Raw genomic sequence first — 25,559 nt, forward strand, 5'->3', positions numbered from 1 at the left:
AATTTATTGTCGACTGGAATATCATACGACTTAAACCTTGGTTTAAGTCAAGAAGTACGACAAAAATTAATTTTCCTTTAACGAAAAACGCCACAGGATAATCCCTGTGGCGTTCTAATGTATTAATAAGCTTTACACTCGTCCGAACAATGTCCTTCATGCTCTGCTTCACATTCCTCGCAGCAGATATGGCGCTGGTCGCATGTGACGTTCTTGCAGTTCACGTAACGGTCTTCCGGCTTGCCGCAATGATGGCATTTGCCGATGATAACATCTTCGTCCGTCCGGTTGATTGGCACGGAGATACGATCATCAAAGACATAACATTTGCCGTCCCATAGACGACCTTTTACTTCTTCGTCCTTGCCGTACGTGACAATGCCGCCTTCCAGTTGGGCAACATTAGAGAAGCCTTCTTCAAGAAGAACCGCCGTCAGCGTCTCGCAGCGAATACCACCTGTGCAATACGTTAAGATTGGCTTACCCTTCGCATCCTCAGGCAAATTCTTGCGAATCCATTCTGGGAACTCACGGAACGATTCAACAGTAGGACGAATTGCACCGCGGAAGTGACCGATATCATATTCGTAATCATTCCGTCCGTCAACGACAATCACATCTTCATGCTGCAGCTGATCGTAGAATTCCTTGGGAGACAAGCGTTTGCCAGTCTTCACATTCGGATCAAGCTTCTTGTCGTAACGCAGCGTTACTAACTCTTTCTTATGCCGAACGAACAGCTTCTTGAATACATGGTCGTCTGACTCATCAATCTTATAGGTAATGTCTTTAAAGAGCGGGTGCTCATTCATATACGCCATATAAGCATCGGTCTGCTCAATTGTGCCGGAGCAAGTACCATTAATGCCCTGCTCAGAGATGAGGATGCGGCCCTTCACGCCAAGCTGCTTACAGAAGCGCAGATGCTCAGCGGTCAATTGCTCAGGATTTTCCACATGCACATATTTATAATAGAGCAAAATGCGGTAAAGCTTATTTTCGATAGTATCGGTCATTGGCTTACTCTCCAAAAAACTGTTTGATTTCCTCTTGCACAGCTTCTTCTACCTGCTTGAGGCATTCTTCCTTCGTATCTGCATAGATACGGTTCTCATTCACCATGGCATACGGTCTTGCCCGGCACAAATTACACATATTCAAGCAATCCGTGCGCATGACTGCCGCTTCCGGGAATTTATCTTCAATCTCCTCAAGTGGCAGCAGTGCCATCTCGTTACGGGTACATACCTCGACGACAACAAGCCCTAGTCCCATCTTATATCACCGACCTGATAAAACTTTTAATTGACGTTTTGGTTCGTCATTCACTTTGCACTCTGGCGAGCAGTAGCTCTCATGCTCAGCTTCACACTCAGGGCAGCAAATATGCTTACGGTGGCAAAGGTCGTCCGCACAATTGATGTAGCGGTCTTCAGCCTTGCCGCAATGATAGCACTTGCCGACGATAATATCTTCGTCTGTCCGGTTGATCGGTACGGAAATACGCTCATCAAACACATAACATTTGCCGTCCCATAGATGGCCTTTTACTTCTTCATCTTTACCATAAGTGACAATGCCGCCATCCAATTGGGCAACATCAGAGAAGCCTTCTTCAAGAAGTACGGCTGTCAAAGTCTCACAGCGGATGCCGCCAGTGCAGTAGGTCAGGACGGTTTTGTCCTTTGCATCTTCAGGCAGGTTCTTGCGAAGCCATTCCGGAAACTCACGGAACGATTCAACCGTAGGACGGATCGCACCACGGAAGTGGCCAATATCATATTCATAATCGTTGCGGCCGTCGATAATTATAACGTCATCACGCTGCAACTGCTCGTGGAATTCTTTCGGCGACAGGTGTTTGCCTGTACGTACGTTCGGATCAAGCTTCTTGTCATAACGGAGTGTAACAAGCTCCTTCTTATGACGAACGAAGATTTTTTTGAACACATGGCCTTCGGAATCATCAATCTTGTAGACCATGTCAGCGAACAGCGGATTGCTGCGCATATGCGCGATGTAAGCATCTGTCTGTTCAATTGTACCGGAGCAAGTGCCGTTAATACCCTGCTCGGAGATAAGAATGCGGCCTTTTACACCAAGGTCTTTACAGAACTGAAGATGCTCGGCTGTAAGCTCTTCAGGGTTATCTATATGCACGTACTTATAGTACAAAAGAATACGATAAGGTTTGTTTTCGCTCATGTCTAACGCTCCATTATTTAAGATTATCATTATATGTTAAAACTCTTAAATCACTTAGTCAACAACGAACAAGCGATACTTCTTGTCGAAATCAAGGTATTTATTGGGCCATTACCTCTTTCAGGAAAATAGAGGAGCTGGCTGGCAATGTTGCATCTTTTCTTGTGACGACACCAATGGCACGTGTAGGCAGCGCCTCAAGCACTTGAACCTCGAATAACGTACCGTTATCCAGCTCCTGCTGTGCAAATCTACGGGTAATAAAAGCAGTCCCATAACCTCGCTGTGTGAACTCGATAATCATCTCCGTACTAGTCAGTTCAATGTCCGGCTCCTTATAAATGCCATGAGCAGCAAGCCAATGCTCAACAAACAAGCGCGTACTGCTGCCTGCCGTGGGTAATAATAAAGGAAGCGTAAGAAGCTCCCGAACGGAGATCGGTTCTGCGGCAAGCTCTCGGTAGGCTTGACCAACTAAGAAACAATCTTGAATAGCCATTAGGGGCTGAATAGCAAGCTCTTGATCGTCAAATGGCAGATGCACGAAGCCAAGATCAATATTTTCTTCTTTTAGCTGCTTGGAAATTTCATTGGTCTTGCTTTGCTGAAGACGGATTCGAACCTGTGGATGCTCAGCATGAAATTTATCAATATAAGGCAGAAGAATATGTTTAATGATTGGACCACTTGCGCCTATACGAAGTTCACCGCCATGCATATTCGCAAGCTCCAGCAGCTTACGCTCGCCACGCTCAATAAGCTGGAACGATTGCTCGATATAATCGAACAGTGCTTTGCCTTCGATAGTAAGCTTGACTCCTTTAGAGCCACGGTCAAATAATTTGACGCCAAGTGAATCCTCAAGCTGCTTGATGGCATAGCTAACAGACGGCTGAGTAACGTGAAGAATTTGAGCCGCCTTAGTGAAGTTGCCTGTTCTTGCCGTATACAAAAAAATACGGTAGCTCTCTAAGTTATTTAATCCGTTTGGCATAAACCCTCTCTATCGCAAGGCTATTGTATTGTGATTTCATTTATTGCTCTTTTGAAATTATAATGAATTTAATCGAGATAGTCAAAAGAGAAAGGTTGGTTTTTTATATGTCAGGAAGCAGCTTTGGCACTCAATTCAAAATGACCACGTTCGGAGAATCGCATGGCGAGGCAGTAGGCGTTATTATTGATGGTGTTACTCCAGGAGTTGAGCTTACAGAAGCGGATATTCAAGTACAAATGGACCGCCGTAAGCCAGGTCAATCCTCGGTTACGACACCACGTAAGGAATATGATATTATCCGCATTTTGTCTGGTGTATTTGAAGGCAAAACAACAGGCGCACCGCTCGCTGTTATGCTGAACAATACAGATATGAAATCGAAGGATTATGAATCGAATCGTCGTTTGTTCCGTCCCGGTCATGCGGATTTCACCTATGTGCAAAAATACGGCCACCGCGATCATCGTGGAAGTGGACGTGCATCGGGCCGTGAAACGGCTGGTCGTGTGGCGGCGGGTGCGATTGCACGCAAACTGCTGGAAAGACGTGGCGTATCTATCATTGCTTACACGAAAGAAGCTGGTGGTATTAAATGTGAGGCACTTGATGAATCCATCATTGAAAAAAATCCAATGCGTGCAGGTGATCTGAATGCGGCGGAGAGAATGGTCAAACGCGTGGAAGAGCTGGCGGCAGCAGGCAACAGCTGCGGTGGCGTTGTAGAATGTATTATTCGCGGTGTGAAACCGGGGATTGGCGAACCGGCATTTGATAAGCTGGATGCTGAATTGGCGAAAGCAATGCTGTCTATCGGTGCGGTGAAGGGCATTGAATTTGGAGCAGGCTTTGCAGCTACAACGATGCTTGGCAGCGAGCATAATGATGAAATGGACGCAAATGGCTTCTTGACTAACAATTCTGGCGGTATTGTTGGTGGGATCAGCACGGGTCAAGATATTGTTTTCCGTATCGCGGTTAAACCAACCTCTTCGATCTCTCTGCCGCAGCAAACGGTTGACGAAGAAGGCACAGAGCATACGATTGAAACAATCGGTCGTCATGATCCGTGTATCTGCCCTCGTGTTGTGCCAGTAGTGGAAGCGATGGCCTGCATGGTTGTTGAAGATTTGTACAAGCGCCACACCGCCCTTCATGATTAATTATCAATAATTATTACAACCCTTGTGAAAAATAAACTATAATGATTGTTATTATGGTTTATCATGCAAGAAAGAAGGGGAATTGGACTTGACGCCGTTTGAATTTCTAACTACATTGCTGTCCATTGTATTTATTGATCTTATTCTTGCTGGCGATAATGCGATTGTTATCGGTATGGCAGCGAAGAGGCTGCCGAAAGAGCAGCAAAAGAAAGCGATCCTATATGGCACATTTGGGGCGATATTACTTCGAATTGTTGCAACCTTACTTGTTGTTTACTTACTCGATATTCCTTGGCTGCTCGCTGCAGGGGGAATCGTACTTCTGTGGATCGCATATAAGCTGCTGGTACAGGAAGAGGACCATGGCAACATTAAAGCAGGCAACACGCTATGGGCTTCTGTGTGGACGATCATCATTGCAGATGCCGCAATGGGACTTGATAACGTTATTGCAGTAGCGGGAGCCGCAGGAGGCCATAAGCTGCTTGTGATCATCGGTCTCTTGATCAGTATACCTATCGTGGTATGGGGAAGCACCTTGTTTATCAAGCTTCTAAGCAAGTTTCCTTGGATCATCTATGCGGGCTCGGCTGTGCTGGCTTACACCGCTTCGAAGATGATTACCCATGAGCCAGCTTGGAAAGATTGGTTCGACGATAATCAGGTTGTCAGGTGGCTTATTATTGCCATTGCAGTTGTAGCCGTGCTTGGAGCCGGCTTATGGACGAATGAATGGAAGAAGAAGCATCCAACAACAGCGCATGAATAAAGATGGAAGAGCTGTCCTAAGAGCAGATTTACTGCTTTTGGGACAGCTTTTTTATGCCTGTTCGTGCAACTTTGTTTCATAAGAAGCGTCTTGAATAAAAAGGAAAATAGTAGGAGGTTAGACGCTTTGAAATTAAAAATAGTAGCTCTTATCGTCATTCTAATTATACTGACCGGATGTACGGAAGATAAGAAGGAACATGTTGAAATTGGAAATCAACAACATATTGCTTATCTGAAGGATTACGGGTGGAATATTGATCGGTTTGGCTCAGAAATCAAATACGCAGCGAGAACTTTACGTGATTATAAAGAGCATATGGATACCATACGAACTCAGGGGCAAGTGGATTTGACTCCATTTCTTAACCAGGAAGTTATAGAAACCGGATATATATTGAAGGAGAAAACCAATCAATATAATCAGATCGTAGGTTATATCTTAGAATCACACGGAAAGATTATTGGTGGTTATTTGGAATTTAATAACGAGATCGAACAAGTAGATGGAACTATTCGAATTGAGCCGGGTAAAGTAACGCCGATCAATGAAGAACCACTCACAGGGCAAAGAGAAGGGCAGTCGGAATGATCGACTACCCTTTTTATTTTGTTAAATACGCTTGCTCTAATTTCAAATGCACTGATTTTTGAACGTTTAGTACTGAAATTTGAGTAGAGATTTCCAAGTAAATCCCCTATGATAGGGCTGGTCCAACAATCAACGAGAAGAAAGTGCATAGTTAAGTTCATGTATCAGACATCGGATAAGAAAGGAGGAGCTTGACCAGGATCCCCATCTTTACCTATGGCAGTTACAATGAATGGAGGCTGAATTTAATGCATTTTTCACAGAAAAAATCGACTTATTCCAAGCTGTTAATAGCTTTAATGGTCTTTACTTTATTAATTCCCTTGAACATAGCTCCCGCCTACGCGGCTGATACGGCTATTGTGAATGAGGATTTCTCTACATATCCATTAGGTCCGGTCACAATTGGAAGCGGTAACAATTGGACGAAGGAAGGAACCGCACCTGTTGTCGAGATCAAGAATGATCAGGCAACTGGCCGCACCTATGCCGCTATCAGCCATGATCTAACCGGCTCCTCTTATTTCGGTCAACGTTTTGCTCCTCAGACCGGAGGTATGATTCTGCAGTTCGACATTAATATGCCAACAAGCAAAGGTGGAACCTTCTGGGTGATGGAAGGGAAGGTTAATGCGACTAATGCAGCAGTCACTCGCTTCCAGATGGATGCGGGAATCTTCAAACGATATAATGGCCCAACCCTCGTCACCTACGACTCCACACACTGGTACCGTTTTACGATGATCTATAATATCCCTAAGAAGAAATACGCCTTGAGTATCGTTGATTTGAATACAGGTGCAATCGTGACTTCGAATGAAGATTTCTACAGTGCGCGGGAAAGAATTAGCAGCTTCGGCTTTTTCACCAACGCTGGCGGCGGACGTTACAATCTGTCTAACGTAAAAGTGACTTCGCTTGATCTAGCTCTTTCGAATCTGCAGCTGAGTGCTGGCGAATTTAATCCTTCCTTCTCTTTTGACCCAACGAATGAGAATTACAGCTTTGATGTGCCGTACGCCTCGAATGAGCTGACCATTACTCCAACAGCAAGTAACGCTGATGGTGTCAATCTAAAAGTAGGGGATTCAAGTGTAGCAAGCGGTGATCCCATTACCTTACCTTTAACTGAACCTTCAACAACGGTAGACGTAACCGTAACCTCGAACGATTATACAGATGTCTCCCGTACGTATACGCTGCAAGTTAATAAGCTGGACAAGACCCCTGTTGTGACGGATGTTTCGACGGAAGGGCATGATGGTAAAGTATTGATCGGCTGGAAAGCGCCTCTTGATCCTGCCTATAAAGCAGCGAATATCTACGTTGTGAACGCGGATGGTTCAGAACAGCTTGCCGCTACTATTCCTAAAGGCGAGTACATTGCTTCTATTGACGGACTGGAGAATGAAACGGCTTATACCTTCAAAGTAACAGGTGTGTATGCCTATGACGGTGAGGGCGATACGGAGTCTGCAGCGGTAAGTATAAGCGAGACGCCTAAGCAGGTTCCAGCCAGACAAATGGAGGACTTGGACAGAGGGCTTGTTGCAATCCAAGAAGATGGACAAGTCTTTGTCTCCTGGCGTCTGCTGGGTACAGAGCCGGACACTCTTGGATTCAATCTGTATCGTAATGGCGTCAAAATTAACTCCAATCCCATTCAAACTAGTACCAACTATGTCGATGCGGATGGCACTTCAGATTCGTCGTACTACGTCCGTGCTGTGCTGAACGGTACGGAGCAGGAGCCTTCTGAGACAGTAACACCATGGGACACTAACTACCTTACGGTACCTATTGAAAAGCCTGCCGATGGTGTAACAAGTGCTGGCGAGGCTTATACGTACCGTGCGAATGATGCGTCCGTAGGTGATCTGGATGGGGACGGAACTTATGAAATTGTACTGAAATGGGACCCAAGCAACTCGAAAGATAACTCCCAATCGGGTATTACAGGCAATACGTATTTGGACGCTTACAAAATGGACGGCACACGTCTATGGCGGGTCGACATGGGTCCTAACATTCGCTCCGGTGCACATTATTTGCAGCCAATGGTTTATGACTTGGATGGAGACGGCAAAGCAGAGGTTGCAGCTCGGACAGCTGACGGAACGATTGACGGTACCGGAACCATAATTGGCGATGCAGCAGCGGATTACCGCAATTCTGGTGGCTATGTGTTGGATGGTCCAGAATATTTTACGATATTCGAGGGGGCAACTGGCAAAGCGCTTGCTACGGAGGATTATGATCCGCCAAGAGGTAACATCGGAGACTGGGGAGATACGTACGGTAACCGGATTGACCGGTTTGGCGCAGCGATTGCCTATTTGGATGGACAGCGTCCAAGCCTTATTTTGCAACGTGGTTACTATACCCGAATGGTGCTCGTCGCTTACAACTGGAGAGATGGTGAGCTGAGCAAAGTATGGAAATATGATTCTCCGAATCCTGGATACGGACAAGGGAACCATCAGCTTAGTGTGGGTGATGTAGATGCGGACGGCAAGGATGAGATCATTACCGGCAATACAGCTGTAGATGATGATGGCACTTTACTTTGGAATACAAAGCTCGGTCATGGCGATGCCATGCATCTAGGTGACCTGATCCCTTCGCGTCTTGGCCTTGAGTTGTGGACGGTGCAGGAGGAGACAGGCAGCCCATACTCGGCAACGATGATTGATGCGCGGACAGGCACACCGTTATATGGACAGCCTCAGGTTGGCGCGGATACCGGCAGGGGCTTGTCGGCTGATGTGGATCCAAGATATGAGGGTGAAGAATCCTGGGCTATAGATGCAACGAAGTCGGCAGCTACAGAAAGCAATATGAACGGCTTCATGTTTAATGCAGAAGGTACGAGAATATCGACCGAAATCCCAACTTCTAACTTTGCGATCTGGTGGGACGGCGATTTGAGCCGCGAACTTTTGGATCATGATTGGAATGCTGCGACAGGTAACGGTGTTCCGAGAATTGATAAATGGGACTATGAGAATAATCAGCTCGATCGACTTGCGACTTTCAATGGCACATTTTCTAATAACGGGACAAAGGGTAACCCGTCTCTTCAAGCCGATCTTATAGGTGACTGGAGAGAAGAGGTTGTTGTTAGGACCGAAGACAGCAGTGCTCTTCGTATTTATTCCACAACAGCTGTAACGGATCAGAAGATTCGTACGCTGATGCATGATCCGATATACAGGCTGGGTATCGCGTGGCAGAACACAGGCTATAATCAGCCGCCGCATACAAGCTTCTATCTAGGTAACGGAATGGATACGCCAGCAGCGCCTAATATTTATCTTGTAGATACGACTGCGCCATCTACATCGGATAATGCTCCAAGTGGATGGGTGAACCATGATGTAACGGTTAACTTAACGACTAGTGACAATGTTTCCGGTGTTGAAGCGACTTACTATACGCTGGATGGAGGCGCGAAACAGAAGGGGACGTCGCTTCAAGTTACCGAAGATGGAGAGCATACGCTTGTCTACTGGAGCGAGGATCACAAAGGCAATGTTGAGGCTGCGCATACGGTTACCATTCAAGTCGATAAGACAGCACCTGCATTGAAGGTAACGCTCGATAAAACAGAGCTGTGGCCGGCCAATCATATGCTGGTTAATGTAAATGCTGTTGTAGAGGGGACAGATCTTACTTCGGGCATTACGTCCGTTGTGCTTACCTCCATCACCAGCAATGAGACGCTGGCTATAGGGAAGGATGCGGATATTCAAAGCGCTGATTACGGCACATTGGATCAGTCATTCAGCCTTCGTGCTGAACGCTCAGGCGGTGGGGATGGACGTACTTATACCATTACGTACACAGCAACCGACAAAGCCGGTAATGTAACGAATAAATCTGTTACCGTCGTTGTTCCTCATGATCAATCGGGTAAGAATAAATAGGGTATAAGCAAAAAAGGTGAGCCGCGAAGGCTCACCTTTCTTATTAAGAATGAATTAGTTCTGAATCATTTGACGCAGTACAGTTTGCAGGATACCGCCGTTACGGTAGTAGTCAACGTCCACAAGGGAATCAAGACGTACGATAACTTTGAATTCCAGTTGCGAACCGTCTTCGCGAGTTGCGATAACGGAAACCAGGTCACCAGGTTGAACATCGTTCGTCAGACCAACGATATCGAATGTTTCAAAGCCTGTCAGACCAAGTGCCTGCCAGCCTTGGCCAGCTTGGAATTGAAGTGGAAGAACACCCATACCAACCAGGTTGGAACGGTGGATACGTTCGAAGCTTTCTGTAATAACGGCTTTAACACCCAGAAGGAACGTACCTTTTGCTGCCCAGTCACGGGAGCTGCCTGTACCGTACTCTTTACCGCCGAGTACAACCAGGTTAGTTTTGTCTGCTTGGTATTGCATCGATGCTTCGTATACGGAAGTTACTTCGCCAGTAGGCTGGTAAGTCGAGAAGCCGCCTTCAGTACCTGGAGCCATGTGGTTACGAATACGGATGTTTGCGAATGTACCACGAACCATCACTTCGTGATGACCACGACGGGAACCATAGGAGTTGAAGTCTTTCTTCTCAACGCCGTTAGCGATCAGATATTTACCGCCTGGAGCATCTGGACGGATGCTGCCTGCAGGCGAGATATGGTCAGTTGTAACCGAGTCGCCAAGCGCAAGCAAAGTTTTTGCTGCTTTGATGTCTTCAACGTTACGGATGCCGTCAGCAAGGCTGTCGAAGAATGGCGGGTTAGCGATGTAAGTGGATTTTGGATCCCACTCGTACAGTTCGCCTTCTGGTACTGGAATAGCGTTCCAACGTTCGTTTTGCGTGTATACATTCTCGTATTTAGCACGGAACATTTCTGGGGACAACGAAGCGCTCATCGCATCAGCGATTTCTTGGTTTGTTGGCCAGATGTCTTTCAGGAAGACAGGCTCGCCTTGCGGATCGAAGCCGATTGGCTCGCTTGCAAAGTCGATGTTAACTGTACCAGCAAGTGCGTATGCAACAACCAGTGGCGGCGATGCCAGGTAGTTAGCTTTGATTTGCGCGTGGATACGGCCTTCAAAGTTACGGTTACCGGACAATACAGCAGCAACTGTCATGTCATTGTCAGCGATAGCTTGGCTAACGTCGTCTGGCAATGGACCGGAGTTACCGATACATGTTGCGCAGCCATAACCTGCAACGTGGAAGCCAAGAGCTTCAAGCGACTCAAGCAGGCCAGCTTTTACGAGATAGTCAGTAACAACCAGGGAACCTGGAGTCAGTGAGCTCTTCACGTATTCTGGTTTCACGAGGCCACGAGCGACAGCTTTCTGCGCAACAAGGCCAGCGCCAACCATAACGCTAGGGTTAGAAGTATTTGTACAGCTTGTGATTGCGGCCAGTACAACTGCGCCTGCTTTCATTTCGCTGACTTTGCCATTAGCGTGGTTAATAGTAACAACTTCTTCTGTTTTCTCTTCTGTCAGGCCGTAACCGCCTTTATCGACTGGCTTGCGAACGATTTCGTTCCAAGCTTCTTTCATCGAAGTCAGCTCGATACGGTCTTGCGGACGTTTAGGACCAGCAAGGGAAGGTACAACAGTAGCCAGGTCAAGCTCAACCACTTCAGTGAAGGTAGGGTCTGGCGTAGCATCTGTACGGAACATGCCTTGAGCTTTGTAGTAAGCTTCAACCAGCTCGATTTGCTCTTCTGTACGGCCAGTAGCGCGCAAGAATTCAAGCGTAGTTGTATCGACAGGGAAGAAACCAACTGTTGCGCCATACTCAGGAGCCATGTTGGCAACTGTAGCACGGTCAGGCAGGCTGATGTTGGACAAGCCGGAACCGAAGAACTCGACGAATTTGCCTACAACGCCTTTTTTACGAAGCAATTGTGTGATTGTCAGGGCAAGGTCAGTCGCCGTAGCGCCTTCTGCCAAGCTGCCAGTCAGTTTGAAGCCGATAACCTCAGGAGTTACGAAGTAGAGTGGTTGACCAAGCATACCAGCTTCTGCCTCAATACCGCCAACGCCCCAGCCAACGATACCAAGACCGTTGATCATAGTCGTATGGGAGTCAGTACCTACAAGAGAATCAGGGAATACGAAAGTTTCGCCGTCAACTGTTTTTGTAGCAGCGACGGATGCCAGGTACTCCAAGTTTACTTGGTGAACGATACCTGTATCTGGTGGTACAGCACGGAAATTATCGAATGCCGTTTGTGCCCAACGGAAGAAGCGGTAGCGCTCTGCATTCCGTTCGAACTCGATACGTTGGTTGATTTCCAGTGCGTCTGGGGAACCAAACGCGTCAACCATTACCGAGTGGTCGATTACGAGATCGACAGGTACAAGCGGGTTGATTTTTTTAGGGTCGCCGCCAGCTTTTTTAACGGTTTCACGCATTGCTGCAAGGTCAACAACAACCGGTACACCGGTCAAGTCTTGCAGTACGATACGGGAAGGGATGAATGGAATTTCTTTGTCATCGCGGTTAACCGCCCAGTCAGCCAGTTGTTTTACATGCTCTTTCGTAATAGCACGGCCGTCGAATTGACGAACAGCGCCTTCGAGCAATACTTTAATGGAAAATGGAAGTTTAGAAATTTCGCCGAGTCCTTGGTCTTCAAGTCCTTGCAAACGATAGTAAGCATACGACTTGCCGCCGACTTCCAGGCTGGACCGTACAGAGTATTGATCTTGGTTTGCCATGTGCGGGAATTCCTCCTTGGAATAATGTTGACGATTTTGCTTGTTTCATTCTGTGAAACTCAATTTCAAAAATCGTTATATCTCTATTATAGCTCGAGTTATGGGGTTCGTAAAGCAGATTCAGACAGACAATAGCGGAAATTCGGGGGATTATTGCATAGACTAAGAAGGAATTGCCTATTGCTTTCCGCAAGTCACTTACTAATGTATAGCGGAGAGAAAAGAACTTCGTTATAATGGACATGATGTCATGAAGAGAAGGAGTGTTAAAGATGTCAACAACTAAAAAGCTTGGCAACGTCAAGCTGTCTATATTAGATCTCGCACCTATTATTGAAGGTTCTACCGCATCAGATGCTTTGCGGAATAGCCTTGATCTTGCCCAGCACGCGGAAAAATGGGGTTATACCCGTTATTGGGTTGCTGAGCATCACAGTATGCCTGGTATTGCTAGCTCGGCAACCTCCATTGTGATTGGTCATATTGCCGGTGGCACCTCCACCATTCGTGTTGGCTCAGGCGGTATTATGCTGCCAAACCATGCCCCGCTTGTTATTGCCGAACAGTTCGGAACGCTCGAATCGCTTTATCCGGGGCGGATCGATCTTGGACTTGGCCGCGCCCCTGGCAGCGACCGGCAGACGATGATGGCGCTGCGCCGTGATTTGTACGGTGGTGGCGGTGAGAACTTCCCAGCAATGCTCGAGGAGCTTCGCGGCTTCTTCAAAGGACCCGAATCCGAGCGTGCTGTTCGTGCTGTGCCTGGTGAAGGGCTGGATGTACCGATCTGGCTGCTTGGATCGAGTGACTTCAGCGCAAGACTGGCTGGAGAGCTTGGCCTTCCGTTTGGCTTTGCGAGCCATTTCTCGCCGGACTTTACGCTGCCTGCACTGGACATTTATCGCAGCAGCTTCAAGCCATCGGCTTATCTGGATAAACCATATGCAATGGTGGGAGTGAACGCGATTGCAGCCGATACGGATGAACATGCCGTATGGCTTGGTACAACGCTGGAGCAGCAGTTCCTCAACCTTATTCGAGGCGGAGTGCCTAGAAAAATTCAGCCTCCAGCTGAGCTAGAAGGGCAAGCAAATCCTCATGAGCTTACGGCTGTTCGTAATCAGCTGCGTACATCCATTAAAGGCAGCCCGCAGACTGTTGAACAGAAGCTAAATGCGTTTATTGAGCAGACTCAAGCGGATGAAGTGATTATCAACTGTGCAATCTATGATCATCAGGAGCGTTTGAAGTCATATGAGCTGATTGCTCAGCTTGGACTGAAAGGGCAGTAAAGGAGAGTTGGCTTAACGATGTGCGATATCGTAAAGCCTGCGAAAGAGCGCTACTAAGTGTACCCTAACGATGCGCGACATCGTTAAGGTACGTGAAATAGGCCGAAATAGGCAAAATCGAACTGATTTGGTGTTGCTTAACGATGTACGGCATCGTTAAGGCTGCGAAAGAGCTCTGATTAGTGTGTCTTAACGATGCGCGACATCGTTAAGGTGCTTGGAGTAGGCTGAGCAAGCCTAATCGAGCAGAGCTGGCCTTTTGTTTGGAGCATAAAAAGACGGAGCAGGCGAGCCTGCTCCGTCTTTTTACTTATAACAATTAGCGAAGATTTGGAATGTCTACTTCTGGGCTTGTGTCTGCTTCATAATCAACGCCGTCGGTTTCAAAGCCGAACAGCTGGAAGAACTCGCGGCGGTAGCCTTCAAGATCAGACAGCTCGTACACATTCTCAGACGTAATCTCGCTCCACAGCTTGTCTACTTCTGCTTGTACATCTGCACGCATTTCCCAGTCATCCATCCGGATGAGGCCTTTTTCGTCAACTGGTGTCGGACCATCAGCATAGAGGCGTGTTGCGAACATACGGTACATTTGCTCAATACAGCCTTCGTGGATGCCTTTTTCCTTCATCACTTTGAAGAGGGCCGAAATGTATAGTGGAACGACAGGAATCGCTGAGCTTGATTGCGTAACCAATGCTTTGGCAACCGCTACATAAGCACGTCCTCCAGTGGACGACAGCTGCTCGGTCAGACGGCGCGCTGTAACTTCAAGATCGTTCTTCGCTTTGCCGATTGTTCCGTCACGGTATACAGCATGCGTAATTTCTGGACCAACATAAGAGTATGCAAGGGTTGTTGCGCCTTCAGCAAGAACGCCTGCAGCCTGCAGCTCGTCGATCCACATTTGCCAGTCTTCGCCGCCCATAACGGTAATCGTCTGGCTGATTTCTTCTTCAGTAGCCGGTTCGATCGTAGCATCTGTAACAACGCCATTATGGAAGTTAACGGTTTTGTTCGTGTAAGTTTGGCCGATTGGTTTAATAACGGAGCTAAACACTTCGCCAGTCTTCGGATGAATGCGGCGTGGTGCAGCAACGCTGTATACGACCAGATCAACTGAGCCTAGCTCTGTGCGGATCAGATCAATGGTTCTTGCTTTCGTCTCGTCGGAGAATGCATCACCAGAGAGGCTAAACGATTTCAAGCCGGCTTCTGCAGCAGCTTTCTCAAAAGCTGCGGAGTTGTACCAGCCTGGTTTAGCTGTACGGGTGCCTTCTGCTCCTTTGCTGGTGAAAACGCCGACAGTGCTTGCACCTGCGCCAAACGAAGCCACGATCCGTGATGCCAGGCCGTAGCCAGTAGATGCGCCAATAACAAGCACGTTACGGGGACCTTCAATTTTTGGTTGTGACTGTACATATTCTACTTGACTCTCAACTTGCTTAGCGCAGCCTACTGGATGAGCGGTTGTACAAATAAAGCCGCGAGATTTTGGTTTGATAATCATATGGTAAATTCCTTTCTTCATTAAATTCATATGTATGGGTTAATTAGTATGGGGCTAATTCATTTTACCGATTTTCAACTCCAAATGGAAGTTCATGCTCGAAGGATTTCATAAAAAACAGGGCTAATCCCATTAGGCAGTAGATCTGCCTGAGTTCAGCCCTTGTTGTATTTGTATAAAAAAGCTTAAAACACAGCTTACTAGAAACGGCTAGCGATTTGCTGCTCTGCAAGCTGGACGAGACGTTTTGTAATAGATCCACCAATAGACCCCATCTCACGAGTGGTCATATGGCCATAATAGCCGTCAGCGGGGAGTGTAATGCCAAGCTCTTGCGCGATCTCGTACTTTAATTGTTCAAGTGCAGCACGAGCTCCCGGGACTAACAATGAGTTGCGGTTCGACATCTGTTATATGCCTCCTGAAATGAATTACTAATCGTGATGATTCTTGCATCGTAAGCGTAAGCTTCTTGACGTTATTATGCGAAAAGCGAAAAAGGATTATTCGTTAATTCCTCCTGATTTTACCGATAATGGTTCCCTTGCTCAGGTGGATGACTGTAATCGGGCCAAGTTGCATAAACTGGATATATTCCATAATGGCTGGTTAGGAGTGATTAAGGTGAAGGATTTGTTCGGAAGGGCTGTATCGTTTGGACTTGGGTTTGCGGTGACAAGCAAGGAGCAGCTTGAGAAGCTGGCAGATGAATGGGTGAAAAAAGGAGAAATCACCAAAGCGGAGTCATCCGTTTATGTGGATGAGCTTCTGAAGAAAGGCGAGGAAACACGTAACAAGATTGAAGAAATGATCCGAGATCGAGTTCAAGCGATAGTTGGAGAAAGATATGTGACACGGGAGCAATATGAACAGCTTGAGCAGCGAGTGGCGGCGCTGGAACATAAAGAAACACCGGTTGATTGAACTGAGGCGCATGTATGAGCATAAAATCGAAATTCCGGCATTTGCAGCGGTATAGGGAAATTGCCATCGCTTTTGTCCGCAACGGCTTCGGGTATCTTGTCAAAGATCTGGGGCTGCCGGATACCGGTTTGCTGCTGCATGGCGGTGAAAGACAGGACATTCGTAAACGCGGGGTCGGCGAACGGCTTCGCATGTTTCTAGAGGAGCTTGGTCCAACATTCGTAAAGCTTGGGCAAATGGCAAGCATACGGCCTGACCTAATTCCTGCGGGAATCATTGCAGAGCTGGAACGACTGCAGGATCATGTTCAGCCTTTCTCTTACCTGGAAGCGGTACATATTATTGAAGATGAGCTTGGTTCGCCAATTGAGCGTTTATTTGCCGAGTTCAGTGAAGTGCCGTTGGCGTCAGCTTCAATCGGGCAGGTCTATCGGGCCAAGCTGATGGATGGTACTCACGTAGCAGTAAAAGTGCAGCGGCCTTACATTCAAAAGGTTATTGAGACCGATCTGGATATCTTGTCCGAGCTTGCACGGGTAGCTGAAAATCGCCTGGAATGGGCGCGTAACTATCGGCTCCGCGATATGATGGATGAGATTGCAAGAGCGCTCCGGGCTGAGCTGGATTATGGATTGGAAGCCCGCAATGCAGAGCGATTCGCCCAGCAAAGCAGCAAGCTTGATGGAGTGATCATCCCGGCAATTTATTGGGAATATTCCAGTAAGCTTGTTCTGACCATGGACTATGTGGAAGGAATAAAGCTGTCGGATCGTGAACGTCTCGATGAAGAGGGGCATGATTGCAAAAAGCTTGCTGAGCGATATTCGAAAGCCATCTTTCATCAAGTACTCGTGGACGGGTTTTTCCACGGGGACCCGCATCCAGGTAATATGCTTGCTTTACCTGATGGGACCTTAGCTTTTCTTGATTTTGGGATGATCGGACGATTATCTCCGGATATGAAGCAGCATTTTGCCACATTTGTTATTGGTCTGCGCAATCAAAGTACAAGTACCATCATTCGGGCGATTAATGGCATGGGGTTTATCCCGGAAGATACGAATAGGAAGGTGCTTCGAGCTGATGTTGACGAGATGAGGGACAAATATTATGAAGTGCCTCTCAGCCAGGTAAAGCTAGGCGAATCCGTTAACGAGCTGTTTGCGCTCGCTTTTCGTCATGGCATACGTATCCCGTCTGAACTGACTTTGCTTGGTAAAACCTTTTTGACGATGGAAGGGGTAGTAACGGCGCTGGATCCCGATTTCAGTGTGTTTGATGTTGCGGAGCCATTTGGCCGTAAGCTGGTGATCGAAAAGCTGGATCCGCGCCGGCTTGCCCGGAAGTGGATGGATGATCTTCCTGATTATTTGGAGCTGTTATCGGATCTTCCGCTCAGCTTGCGTAGTGTGCTCAATTCCATGCGAAAAGGCAGGCTAGGGCTGGACCTCGCGATTCCGGAGTTAAATGCTGTCCTGAAAAAAATGGACCAAATCAGCAACCGGCTGAGTTTAAGTATCGTACTTTTGTCGTTTAGTATTATTATGGTGGGCCTCATTATCGGCTCATCGATGGGGCATCAGAGTACGGTGCTGTGGAATATTCCGGCGATTGAAATAGGATTTGGGATTGCGACTATTTTGTTTGTTTGGTTGATTGTGGCGATAATCCGGAGCAGATAGCGGATTAGAGGAAAAGAGTTATTTATATAGATTGGGGAATAACGGAATGTATCTCCTTACAGTCGCTGTTACCTGCACTTTGCTTGAACAATTTTTAAAGGTGGCAAAGTGCATGTAAAGGCGAGCGCTTCGCTCTTCCAGGAGATACATTGCCTCTATTCCTTATCTATTTTTTGAGAGACAGTTGAAAGGAGCAGGGGGATCTCCCTGCTCCTTTTTGTAATGATATTTATAATCTTCTGCGGTTGAAGTACTTGATGAATAGACGAGCCAGGAGCATGACAAGGATGGCTATACCAGCTTTGATAGCCTCGCCGGAGTTATCTTGCTGGTTCGTTGTTGTGCCCATACCGCCCATGCCTCCGAAGCCGCCGCCTCTCATACCGCCGCCACCGCCTTGGCCCATGCCGCCACCTTGGAACCCATCCGGTGGTTGACCCTTATCGTCACCCTGGAACCCTCCAGGCGGCTCGCCCATATCAGCTCCGCCTTGAGCCGCGCCTTGCTGCTGAGCGCCAGCACCATTGGCGCCTTGAGCCGCATCATCTGCGGCTGGGGCTGCGCCTTGTTGGCGGCCGCCGCCTTGCATGCCGCCGAAGCCGCCTCCACCACCGCCGCCAAATCCGCCTCCACCACCGCCGCCAAATCCGCCGCCGCTGCCGGAGCCATCGCCGGAAGAGGCGATCGTGCCGTCGAGCTGTTGAGAGATATTGCTCACAGTGCTCGCATTTGTTGAGATGAGCGACCTCACTCCAGCTTCATACTGCTCGTACGTATAGAACGAGGAAGGATCGGCTTTGACATACGATGAGATCATCGTGTTCAGCTCATTTACTCTTGCTGTGAATTTCTCATCCGACAAATAACCGTCAATCATCTTTTGAAGCATCTCATGATACTTCTCTTTATACTCGTCAACGGCTAGAAGCTTCGCGACAAGAGGCCGGTCAGCTACTGCACTTTGAGTCGGTTCGTCAATCAGGAGACTGCTTGAATTGCCGCCGCCCATACCGCCAAAGGCCATATTATAATCCCAAGGCAGAATCGAGAAGACGCCGTCATCCTCGTACAAATAATAGTTTTGTTTGTTGCCGCCAATATAGCTGTCCATATTAACGGTTGCTGTATTCAAGGCGATATAGCCTAGAGCGTCATCAACGTTAATATATTTTTCCAGATCGGTACCGTTATTCAGCTCGTCTAACATGTCGATTAGAATATCATTGTTGGAGGACTTGGATTTCTGAGTAAGACCCGGGTAGGAATCAAGCTTATCATCGATCCAAAGCAAGTCGCTGCCTGTACCCATAACCCCTTTGTACAACGCGCCATAGGCATTGTCGAAGTTGCGTTCCAAGTACTCATCGCTAATCTGTTCAACGGCCAAATAAAAGCCCCAAAGTTTATCATTCACATACACATTTACAAAAGAAAACTTTGGTGTTGGCAATCCCATCTGTTCAGCCAATTCATACGTGAGAAACTCCCGCATGTAAGTAGCATCGCTATAGTTATTGTTAAGATTAATCTTGGTGATGCCACCAAGGGTTTGATTCACATATTCATCGAAGGACAGCTTAAAGCTGTATCGATCGGAATCATCCATCTGCACGACACTTCGGAGACTTAGATTGCCCTTGGCACGAATGCCGACATTATCGTAATGCTCGCCGTTATAGTCAACCGATGCGGTATGGTATTCCTCTGCGCTGGCATTATCAATAATGTCCTGGAACTCGTCTTTATCGATTGTAATTTTGACATCAACAACCTTATCCTTTGGAAATACGGTTTCGTCTAAAAACTGCTCCTCCTTGGGGGTTGCCGCTTTATCCGCGGTTGTTCCTCCGTCATTACTTGCTTCCGGCTTGGATCCACAGGCTGTTAATCCAATGACGAGGATGATGGAGAAGAGCGTTAGAACAAGCTTCGCTTTCATCTTAAGCACCATCCCATCTATTACGATACATAATCTCCGCTATAGCTGATCAGAACGGCATTTCTTACGCCGGCGATCTGTGATAATTCGTTCACGAAACGGCCTTCTTGATCGTTAAGACGAACTTCCAGCGTCATTTCAATATTTCCAGTAGAAACGGTTTTTTGCTTCACGTTATAACGTTTAACCAGTTTGCCAACTTGTGTATGAATCGCTTTCTCGCTTTCGTCATCCGCACAATTTACAACAAGCAGATAAGGGGTTTCGACTTTGCCGCCTTTCACGAAGAGGAAGAGGACAAGTCCAATCACAACAGAACCAATGACAGCAAGGGAGAAGAAGCCTGCACCTGTTACGATACCAGCGGCTGCTGCCCAGAACAGGAAGATCAGGTCAGTTGGGTCTTTGATTGGTGTACGGAAACGAACGATCGACAGTGCACCAACCATACCGAGTGAGAGGACGAGGTTGGAGTTGACCGCAAGAATAACGACGGAAGTAATAATGGTCATCCCGATTAGCGAGACGTTAAAGCTTTTTGAATAGAGAACACCGCTGAAAATCCGTTTGTATAAGGTGTAAATAAAGAGTCCGATCAGAAAAGCGATAGCAAGCGTAATAAGCATTTTCCATATATCGATGCTTGTACTGAAGTTGTCGAGGACGGAGCTCTTAAGTAAATCGGTAAACGTGTTGGTATCATTCGCAGTAGTTGTTGCAGTTGTATCCATTGGTTTAGTAATCCTCCCATGTGTTGAATTTCAGAAATTTGCGGCAGATGACATATTTGGATGCCGATTGCCGGTTCAGCCCTTCCAGCTGAAGTGCTGTCTGAATGTAGCCCGGAATGTATTCATCGTATTTCACTTCCAGGATAATGAAGCCTTCATCAATTGCCTTAATAGGAGCCAGGTCCGGGTCGAAAATGTCTACCGCATGCAGGCCTGTCCGCAAATCCTTGTCAAAAGTAATTCGTACGTTCCCGTTCTCACAAACATAGGGTTCACGAACATAGTCAACAATCACTTTCGGACGGAGCAGGTTGTCGTGGATCTCATTGTAGATTTCCATGAACAGCGGCTTGTCCGGCACATTTAAGACCTCATAATCGCCAGCCATGATGCGATCGTACATGTCTCTTGTGAGCGGCTCCTTCACTTTGGCGATGTAGTCCATGCGCTTGAGCTTTTTCTCAAAATGAATGATCTTGTCTTGGCCATTATAAATACGAATCCGGTATTTCTTCCGGTCTCGTAAGCCGCCTAATTTGTCATGCAATGCCGAGTTGCTGATATCATCAAAGTACAAGCTTCGGATATGATACTCACCTGTAGACCCGACATGTTCATCAGGCTGCATGAGATTTTTCAAGCGCTGGCGAATCGTATAATACTGCAGATGATTGATGAAAAATTTCAATTCATTTCTATATTTGAGCTTGCTCATGATTCCACCTCATTTCTCTCATGGCGTTTACATTCTCTTAACAAAACTTATTGTATAGGCTGATTCTGATGCTAATCTTAATGCTGGCTGAAAGAACGCTGAATGTCGCACTGAGCTGGAGTCACATGAAAAAGGCTACCCCGTCATGAATGATGACAGGATAGCCTTATTAACGTTCATATCGAGAAGCTTATAGCAGAGGCAGCTTAATCCGGAATGTACTGCCGGATCCAATAAAGCTATCTACTTCGATAGTGCCTTGATGCATTTCAATGATGGATTTACTTATAGCGAGGCCAAGACCGGCACCGCCGCTTTTGCGTGTCCGCGATGATTCGCTCCGGTAGAACCGTTCGAATAACTGGGGAAGATGCTCTTCTCCGATTCCTGAGCCATTGTCAGCAACCTCGATAATAGCTTCTTCTCCTTCTGTTGAAAGCTTTAGCGACACGTTCCCGGTGGTTGAATCCGTATGCTGCACGGCATTGAGGAAAAGATTTAACACCACTTGCTTGATTTGATCGGGATGTGCAGATACCTGAATATCTTGCTCGAATGCCAGGTTCACGATCCGGTTACCCGCTAGTAGTCTAAGCTGCGGTTCCATTTCCTGTAAAAGAAGTTCCAAGGTCAGCTCAACCTTAAGAGGCGCCGGAGCTTGATCCAGCTTGGCCAGCAGCAGCAGATCCTCCACCAGCTTATTAATACGCTTTGATTCCATCTGCATGCTGGTTAGGGCAGAGCGAAGCTGTTCGGGATTAACCGCGGCTCCTCTAAGCAATACTTCAATAAAGCCTTGGATGGACGTCAGCGGTGTCCGCAATTCATGTGAGGCATCCGCTATGAACCTCCGCATTCGCTCGGTCGTTTGACGCTCCGTCTCGAAAGAATCGTCCAGACGCTCCATCATCCCGTTATAGGCAGCTGCTAATTGATCGATTTCCTGCTGACCATGATAAAGAGGAAGACGTTCGTTCAAATTAGCGGCATCTGTCTGGCTGACGGTCTGCACCATGTTCGACAGCGGCTTAAGCGTACGGCGAAGCAGTGGAATATAGAAGGATATCCCGGCAGCTAGTGCAGCGATAGATAGTCCGATAAAGATGGCAAGCTGGGTTAGAAGAACCTGCTGCAAGGCGGCTATATCTGTTCCGGCCTGGATTATGCCATCCGGATAACCCGGTGGACCAGTTACATGAAAGACAACAAGCTGCTTGGTACCGCTGCTGTCAGTCAAAATGCGATAGTTCCCATGAGTGGTGCTGCGGCTTGGCTCCTGCAGAAGCTCTTTGTATTGCTCCTTCGATAATTGCGGCGCACTTAACCCTTCGTTGTTAGAGAGATCCGTGAAGCTGCCGTCGAGATCAATAGAAGCTAAGGACAAGCCGGGCTGATAATAAAAAGGAGATGGTAGAGGCTGCCTATTATCAGGCGGTGCACCACTTGGTGTATTACCGCCGACTCCTCCGAATCTGCCTCCGTTGAACCAATCATGGGGAAGCGATATTAATTGAGCTTCCAGTGCTTCAGCTTTATTTTTATATTGGAAATTTTTCATCAACACATACTGCAGAAAACCAATCATTAGCAGCAGCACAGCTACGACAAGCAGGGAGCGCTGGAGCAGCTGGAACCGCAAGGAGCGGGGGGACAAGAGCGGAAGTCTCATGTCAGATCCATCCGGTAGCCGACACCTCGAAGAGTACGGATAAGCCGGTGCTCCTTATCGCCAAGCTTGTCACGCAACGAACGGATGTAGACCTCGACGATATTCTCTTCTCCGCCAAAACGATAGCCCCATACACTGTCCAAGATTTGTGCTTTGCTAAGCACAATGCCGTTATTCTGAACAATATATTTAAGCAGTTCATATTCGGTGGGGGACAGCTCAAGCGTTTGATTCTGGTAGATCAGTTCTTTTTTCAAATCATTAATACGGAAAGGGCCGTAAGACGCATCACCTAACAGACTCGGGAATTGGTTGCGCAGACGTGCTTTAATACGGGCCAGCAGCTCCTCGAAGCTGAATGGCTTGACCACATAATCATCAGCGCCAAGAGTCAGCCCTTTGACCCGGTCTTCGATTTCGTCTTTTGCGGTAAGCATGATGACAGCCACGTTAGCCCCGGATTCTTTGATCGCATGACATACTTCAAAACCGTTCATCTCCGGCATCATCACGTCCAGAATCATGACATGCGGCTGAAACTCTTTAGCAAGTTCCAAAGCAGCTGTTCCATCCAGAGCAGTGCGTATATCAAAGCTTTCACTTAGTAATCCGAGCTCAAGAAACTGTAAAATATTCGGCTCGTCATCCGCGAGCAATAATCTGATTCCTTTCAAAGAAAAACACCTCGATTTTCTGCCTAACCTAATAACTTGTCTTGTTATTATCGTCTTTTTTTGGGCTGTATTTCATTAATGGGATATTAAAAAATAAAAAAAGCCGTCTTCCATAGTCGGAAGACAGCTTTGATGCAGTACTTATATAGATAGCTTTTGGCCTGGTTCGAGCAGCTGGCCTTTTAAGCCTTTTGCCTCGAGTGCTTGCACAAAAGCTTCTGCGTCCTGGCGGATAATCGGGAACGAGTTGTAATGAACAGGGATGGTCAGCTTCGCGCCGAACCATTCTGCTGCTTGCAGCGCATCTTCAGGTCCCATCGTGTAGTGATCACCGATTGGGATGAGAGCTACGTCAATGTCATAACGGTCGCCGATCATCTTCATATCTCCGAATAAGCCCGTATCGCCAGTATGGAGAATGGTTTTCCCATCAATCGTAATGATATAGCCGCCTGGCATACCGCCATAAATAATACGCTGCTCTTCTGCAATTGTAATGCCAGAGCTGTGGAAAGCCTGAATCATCTTCGCTTTGGCAAAACCTAGATCAACGGTACCGCCAATGTTCATGCCAATGGTCTCGACGCCTTTCCAGGACATATAAGTAGCAAGCTCGACATTAGCAACTACTGGAGCATTATTCGCTTTGGAGATCGGCTCCGCATCTAGAATGTGATCTACATGAGCATGTGTCAGAAGAATGGAGTTTACTTTAATATCTTCCGGTTTAGTGACTGCAAGTTCATTGCCTCTTAAAAAGGGGTCAATCACAAGCGAGTTGTCACCCGATGAAATCTGTACGCAAGAATGACCGTGGAAAATAATATCTGTCATTATAACAGCTCCTTAAAAGAATTATCACACAAATGGTCAGGATAAGACTATTCGTGATGATTCTTGCATCGTAAGCATAAGCTTAATCGTTTTGTTGGACAAGTTTGGTGGTAAGTTTAATACGAACACTTGAAGGGTCAGTAACAAAGGCAGTCCCATCATCTTGCTGTTCGACGGTTACGCCAGCGGCAAGCAGACGCTCGAGGGTGGAGGACAGCTCGCCATGGTCCGGGTACACGATGGTGTAATAATCAAGACCAGTTGATTGCGGCGAAGGAGCGGGTGCACCAATTCCTGCCCATATGTTAAGTCCAAGATGGTGATGATAACCGCCAGCAGATACGAATAAGGCCCGCATCTGGGCGTAATCGCCGACTATATCAAAGCCAAGCAAGCCAGTGTAAAAGGCCCGTGACTCCGGAAGGCCTGCTGTATGAAGATGGACATGGCCCATAATCGTCTCAGGCGGCAAACCTTTCGATATATCTTCTTCGCCGGCTTCCTGTAATAGACCTTCCCAATCGATCGGATCCGTTGCCATGACATAATCGCCATTGGCATCGCGTTTCCACTCAGACCGTGGTCTGTCAGCATAAATCTCAATTCCGTTATTATCGGGATCCGAGAGGTACAGCGCTTCGCTTACCAAATGATCAGCCTGTCCGATTGATGTTCGGTTGGCAATCAGCCGTTTGAGCACTATGCCAAGCTCCTTGCGGTTTGGCAGCAACAAAGCGTAATGATACAACCCGGTCGTTCTTCTGCGTTCCGGTGCTACAACAGCATCTGGTATTTGTTCAAGCAATACGAGAGTTGTCTGGCCATCAGCTGTCAAAGCGGCGGTATGTTCGGTTTGAGCTAATACCTTGAGTCCAACAATTTCCGTATAGAAGCGAAGAGATTGTGTCAAATTGCTGATTTTAAGTTTTACTTCGCCAAGTTTTGTGTCTGGATGAATGCTTATGGACATGATGAAGCCCTCCTTCACTCGGTTACTTTTTGTAAATAAATATAAATAATATATTTAGTGTTGTCAAGTTATGGACTGGTAAAGGAGAGCTTGAGAGATGGGGGAGAGCAGGACTTAAAGGACGGTGTCAACAGTCAATGGTTAGTTTGGAAAAAAAAGCCGATTACGATACATGATTACCTAGAAATAAATAAAAACCCGCGGG

Annotated in this window: 21 protein-coding genes; 7 read left to right on the forward strand and 14 right to left on the reverse strand. The window is 47.1% G+C overall.

The window, feature by feature from the left end:
• Window positions 1-122: 122 nt before the first annotated feature.
• From trhO (AB4Y93_RS05330) to AB4Y93_RS05345, 4 genes are all read right to left on the reverse strand, one after another.
• Complete coding sequence (gene trhO / locus AB4Y93_RS05330) at window positions 123-1,016, reverse strand: oxygen-dependent tRNA uridine(34) hydroxylase TrhO (protein WP_441889718.1); 894 nt, start codon at window positions 1,014-1,016, stop codon at window positions 123-125.
• Between the two features lie 4 nt (window positions 1,017-1,020).
• Window positions 1,021-1,275, reverse strand: coding sequence for a DUF1450 domain-containing protein (locus AB4Y93_RS05335; RefSeq protein ID WP_167279957.1), 255 nt, complete (start codon window positions 1,273-1,275; stop codon window positions 1,021-1,023).
• Between the two features lie 6 nt (window positions 1,276-1,281).
• Window positions 1,282-2,205: an oxygen-dependent tRNA uridine(34) hydroxylase TrhO gene (gene trhO, locus AB4Y93_RS05340; protein WP_441889721.1), complete on the reverse strand. Its 924-nt coding sequence runs from the start codon at window positions 2,203-2,205 to the stop codon at window positions 1,282-1,284.
• A gap of 100 nt (window positions 2,206-2,305) precedes the next feature.
• Window positions 2,306-3,199, reverse strand: a complete 894-nt coding sequence (locus AB4Y93_RS05345) for a LysR family transcriptional regulator (RefSeq protein WP_441889723.1) — start codon at window positions 3,197-3,199, stop codon at window positions 2,306-2,308.
• A gap of 107 nt (window positions 3,200-3,306) precedes the next feature.
• Between AB4Y93_RS05345 and aroC the strand changes: the two genes are divergently transcribed.
• From aroC to AB4Y93_RS05365, 4 genes are all read left to right on the forward strand, one after another.
• Complete coding sequence (gene aroC / locus AB4Y93_RS05350) at window positions 3,307-4,362, forward strand: chorismate synthase (protein WP_441889725.1); 1,056 nt, start codon at window positions 3,307-3,309, stop codon at window positions 4,360-4,362.
• An 88-nt stretch (window positions 4,363-4,450) separates the two neighbouring features.
• A complete protein-coding gene (locus AB4Y93_RS05355) occupies window positions 4,451-5,134 on the forward strand; it encodes a TerC family protein (protein ID WP_441889727.1) in 684 nt (227 codons plus the stop codon).
• 126 nt (window positions 5,135-5,260) lie between these two features.
• Window positions 5,261-5,725, forward strand: coding sequence for a DUF4830 domain-containing protein (locus AB4Y93_RS05360; protein WP_441889729.1), 465 nt, complete (start codon window positions 5,261-5,263; stop codon window positions 5,723-5,725).
• Window positions 5,726-5,973: 248 nt separating this feature from the next.
• Window positions 5,974-9,651 carry a rhamnogalacturonan lyase family protein gene (locus AB4Y93_RS05365; protein ID WP_441889731.1) on the forward strand — a complete coding sequence of 1,226 codons (3,678 nt, stop codon included), beginning with the start codon at window positions 5,974-5,976 and terminating at the stop codon, window positions 9,649-9,651.
• 54 nt (window positions 9,652-9,705) lie between these two features.
• On the opposite strand, the gene acnA is transcribed toward AB4Y93_RS05365, so the two are convergent.
• The gene (gene acnA / locus AB4Y93_RS05370; protein WP_441889733.1) at window positions 9,706-12,414 is read right to left on the reverse strand and encodes an aconitate hydratase AcnA; all 2,709 of its coding nucleotides are present in this window, start codon (window positions 12,412-12,414) and stop codon (window positions 9,706-9,708) included.
• Window positions 12,415-12,686: 272 nt separating this feature from the next.
• Here acnA and AB4Y93_RS05375 point away from each other — a divergent pair, with 272 nt between their 5' ends.
• On the forward strand, window positions 12,687-13,706 hold the full coding sequence (locus AB4Y93_RS05375) for an LLM class flavin-dependent oxidoreductase (protein WP_441889735.1): 1,020 nt from the start codon (window positions 12,687-12,689) through the stop codon (window positions 13,704-13,706).
• A 319-nt stretch (window positions 13,707-14,025) separates the two neighbouring features.
• Here the strand turns inward: AB4Y93_RS05375 and fabV are convergent, their stop codons facing one another.
• Together fabV and AB4Y93_RS05385 are read right to left on the reverse strand one after the other, a co-directional pair.
• A complete protein-coding gene (gene fabV / locus AB4Y93_RS05380; RefSeq protein WP_441889737.1) occupies window positions 14,026-15,216 on the reverse strand; it encodes an enoyl-ACP reductase FabV in 1,191 nt (396 codons plus the stop codon).
• Between the two features lie 200 nt (window positions 15,217-15,416).
• A complete protein-coding gene (locus AB4Y93_RS05385; protein WP_441889739.1) occupies window positions 15,417-15,623 on the reverse strand; it encodes a small, acid-soluble spore protein, alpha/beta type in 207 nt (68 codons plus the stop codon).
• A 217-nt stretch (window positions 15,624-15,840) separates the two neighbouring features.
• Here AB4Y93_RS05385 and AB4Y93_RS05390 point away from each other — a divergent pair, with 217 nt between their 5' ends.
• Both AB4Y93_RS05390 and AB4Y93_RS05395 read left to right on the forward strand, forming a co-directional pair.
• Window positions 15,841-16,140 (forward strand): phasin family protein, encoded by a 300-nt coding sequence (locus tag AB4Y93_RS05390; protein WP_441889741.1) that lies wholly within the window; start codon window positions 15,841-15,843, stop codon window positions 16,138-16,140.
• Between the two features lie 14 nt (window positions 16,141-16,154).
• Complete coding sequence (locus AB4Y93_RS05395; protein WP_441889743.1) at window positions 16,155-17,822, forward strand: ABC1 kinase family protein; 1,668 nt, start codon at window positions 16,155-16,157, stop codon at window positions 17,820-17,822.
• A 229-nt stretch (window positions 17,823-18,051) separates the two neighbouring features.
• Here the strand turns inward: AB4Y93_RS05395 and AB4Y93_RS05400 are convergent, their stop codons facing one another.
• From AB4Y93_RS05400 to AB4Y93_RS05430, 7 genes are all read right to left on the reverse strand, one after another.
• Window positions 18,052-19,761 carry a CotH kinase family protein gene (locus tag AB4Y93_RS05400; RefSeq protein WP_441889745.1) on the reverse strand — a complete coding sequence of 570 codons (1,710 nt, stop codon included), beginning with the start codon at window positions 19,759-19,761 and terminating at the stop codon, window positions 18,052-18,054.
• Window positions 19,762-19,781: 20 nt separating this feature from the next.
• The gene (locus AB4Y93_RS05405; RefSeq protein WP_441889747.1) at window positions 19,782-20,492 is read right to left on the reverse strand and encodes a DUF4956 domain-containing protein; all 711 of its coding nucleotides are present in this window, start codon (window positions 20,490-20,492) and stop codon (window positions 19,782-19,784) included.
• 4 nt (window positions 20,493-20,496) lie between these two features.
• Window positions 20,497-21,207 carry a polyphosphate polymerase domain-containing protein gene (locus AB4Y93_RS05410; protein WP_441889749.1) on the reverse strand — a complete coding sequence of 237 codons (711 nt, stop codon included), beginning with the start codon at window positions 21,205-21,207 and terminating at the stop codon, window positions 20,497-20,499.
• A gap of 190 nt (window positions 21,208-21,397) precedes the next feature.
• Window positions 21,398-22,876, reverse strand: a complete 1,479-nt coding sequence (locus tag AB4Y93_RS05415; protein ID WP_441889751.1) for a sensor histidine kinase — start codon at window positions 22,874-22,876, stop codon at window positions 21,398-21,400.
• A complete protein-coding gene (locus AB4Y93_RS05420; RefSeq protein WP_441889753.1) occupies window positions 22,873-23,550 on the reverse strand; it encodes a response regulator transcription factor in 678 nt (225 codons plus the stop codon). The genes AB4Y93_RS05415 and AB4Y93_RS05420 overlap by 4 nt, the downstream gene beginning before the upstream one ends.
• A 141-nt stretch (window positions 23,551-23,691) precedes the next feature.
• Window positions 23,692-24,384 carry a metal-dependent hydrolase gene (locus tag AB4Y93_RS05425; RefSeq protein ID WP_441889755.1) on the reverse strand — a complete coding sequence of 231 codons (693 nt, stop codon included), beginning with the start codon at window positions 24,382-24,384 and terminating at the stop codon, window positions 23,692-23,694.
• 82 nt (window positions 24,385-24,466) lie between these two features.
• Window positions 24,467-25,354, reverse strand: a complete 888-nt coding sequence (locus AB4Y93_RS05430) for a VOC family protein (RefSeq protein ID WP_441889757.1) — start codon at window positions 25,352-25,354, stop codon at window positions 24,467-24,469.
• Window positions 25,355-25,559: the final 205 nt, after the last annotated feature.

It is taken from the genome of Paenibacillus sp. YAF4_2, from assembly GCF_052113225.1.
Lineage (GTDB): Bacteria > Bacillota > Bacilli > Paenibacillales > Paenibacillaceae > Pristimantibacillus.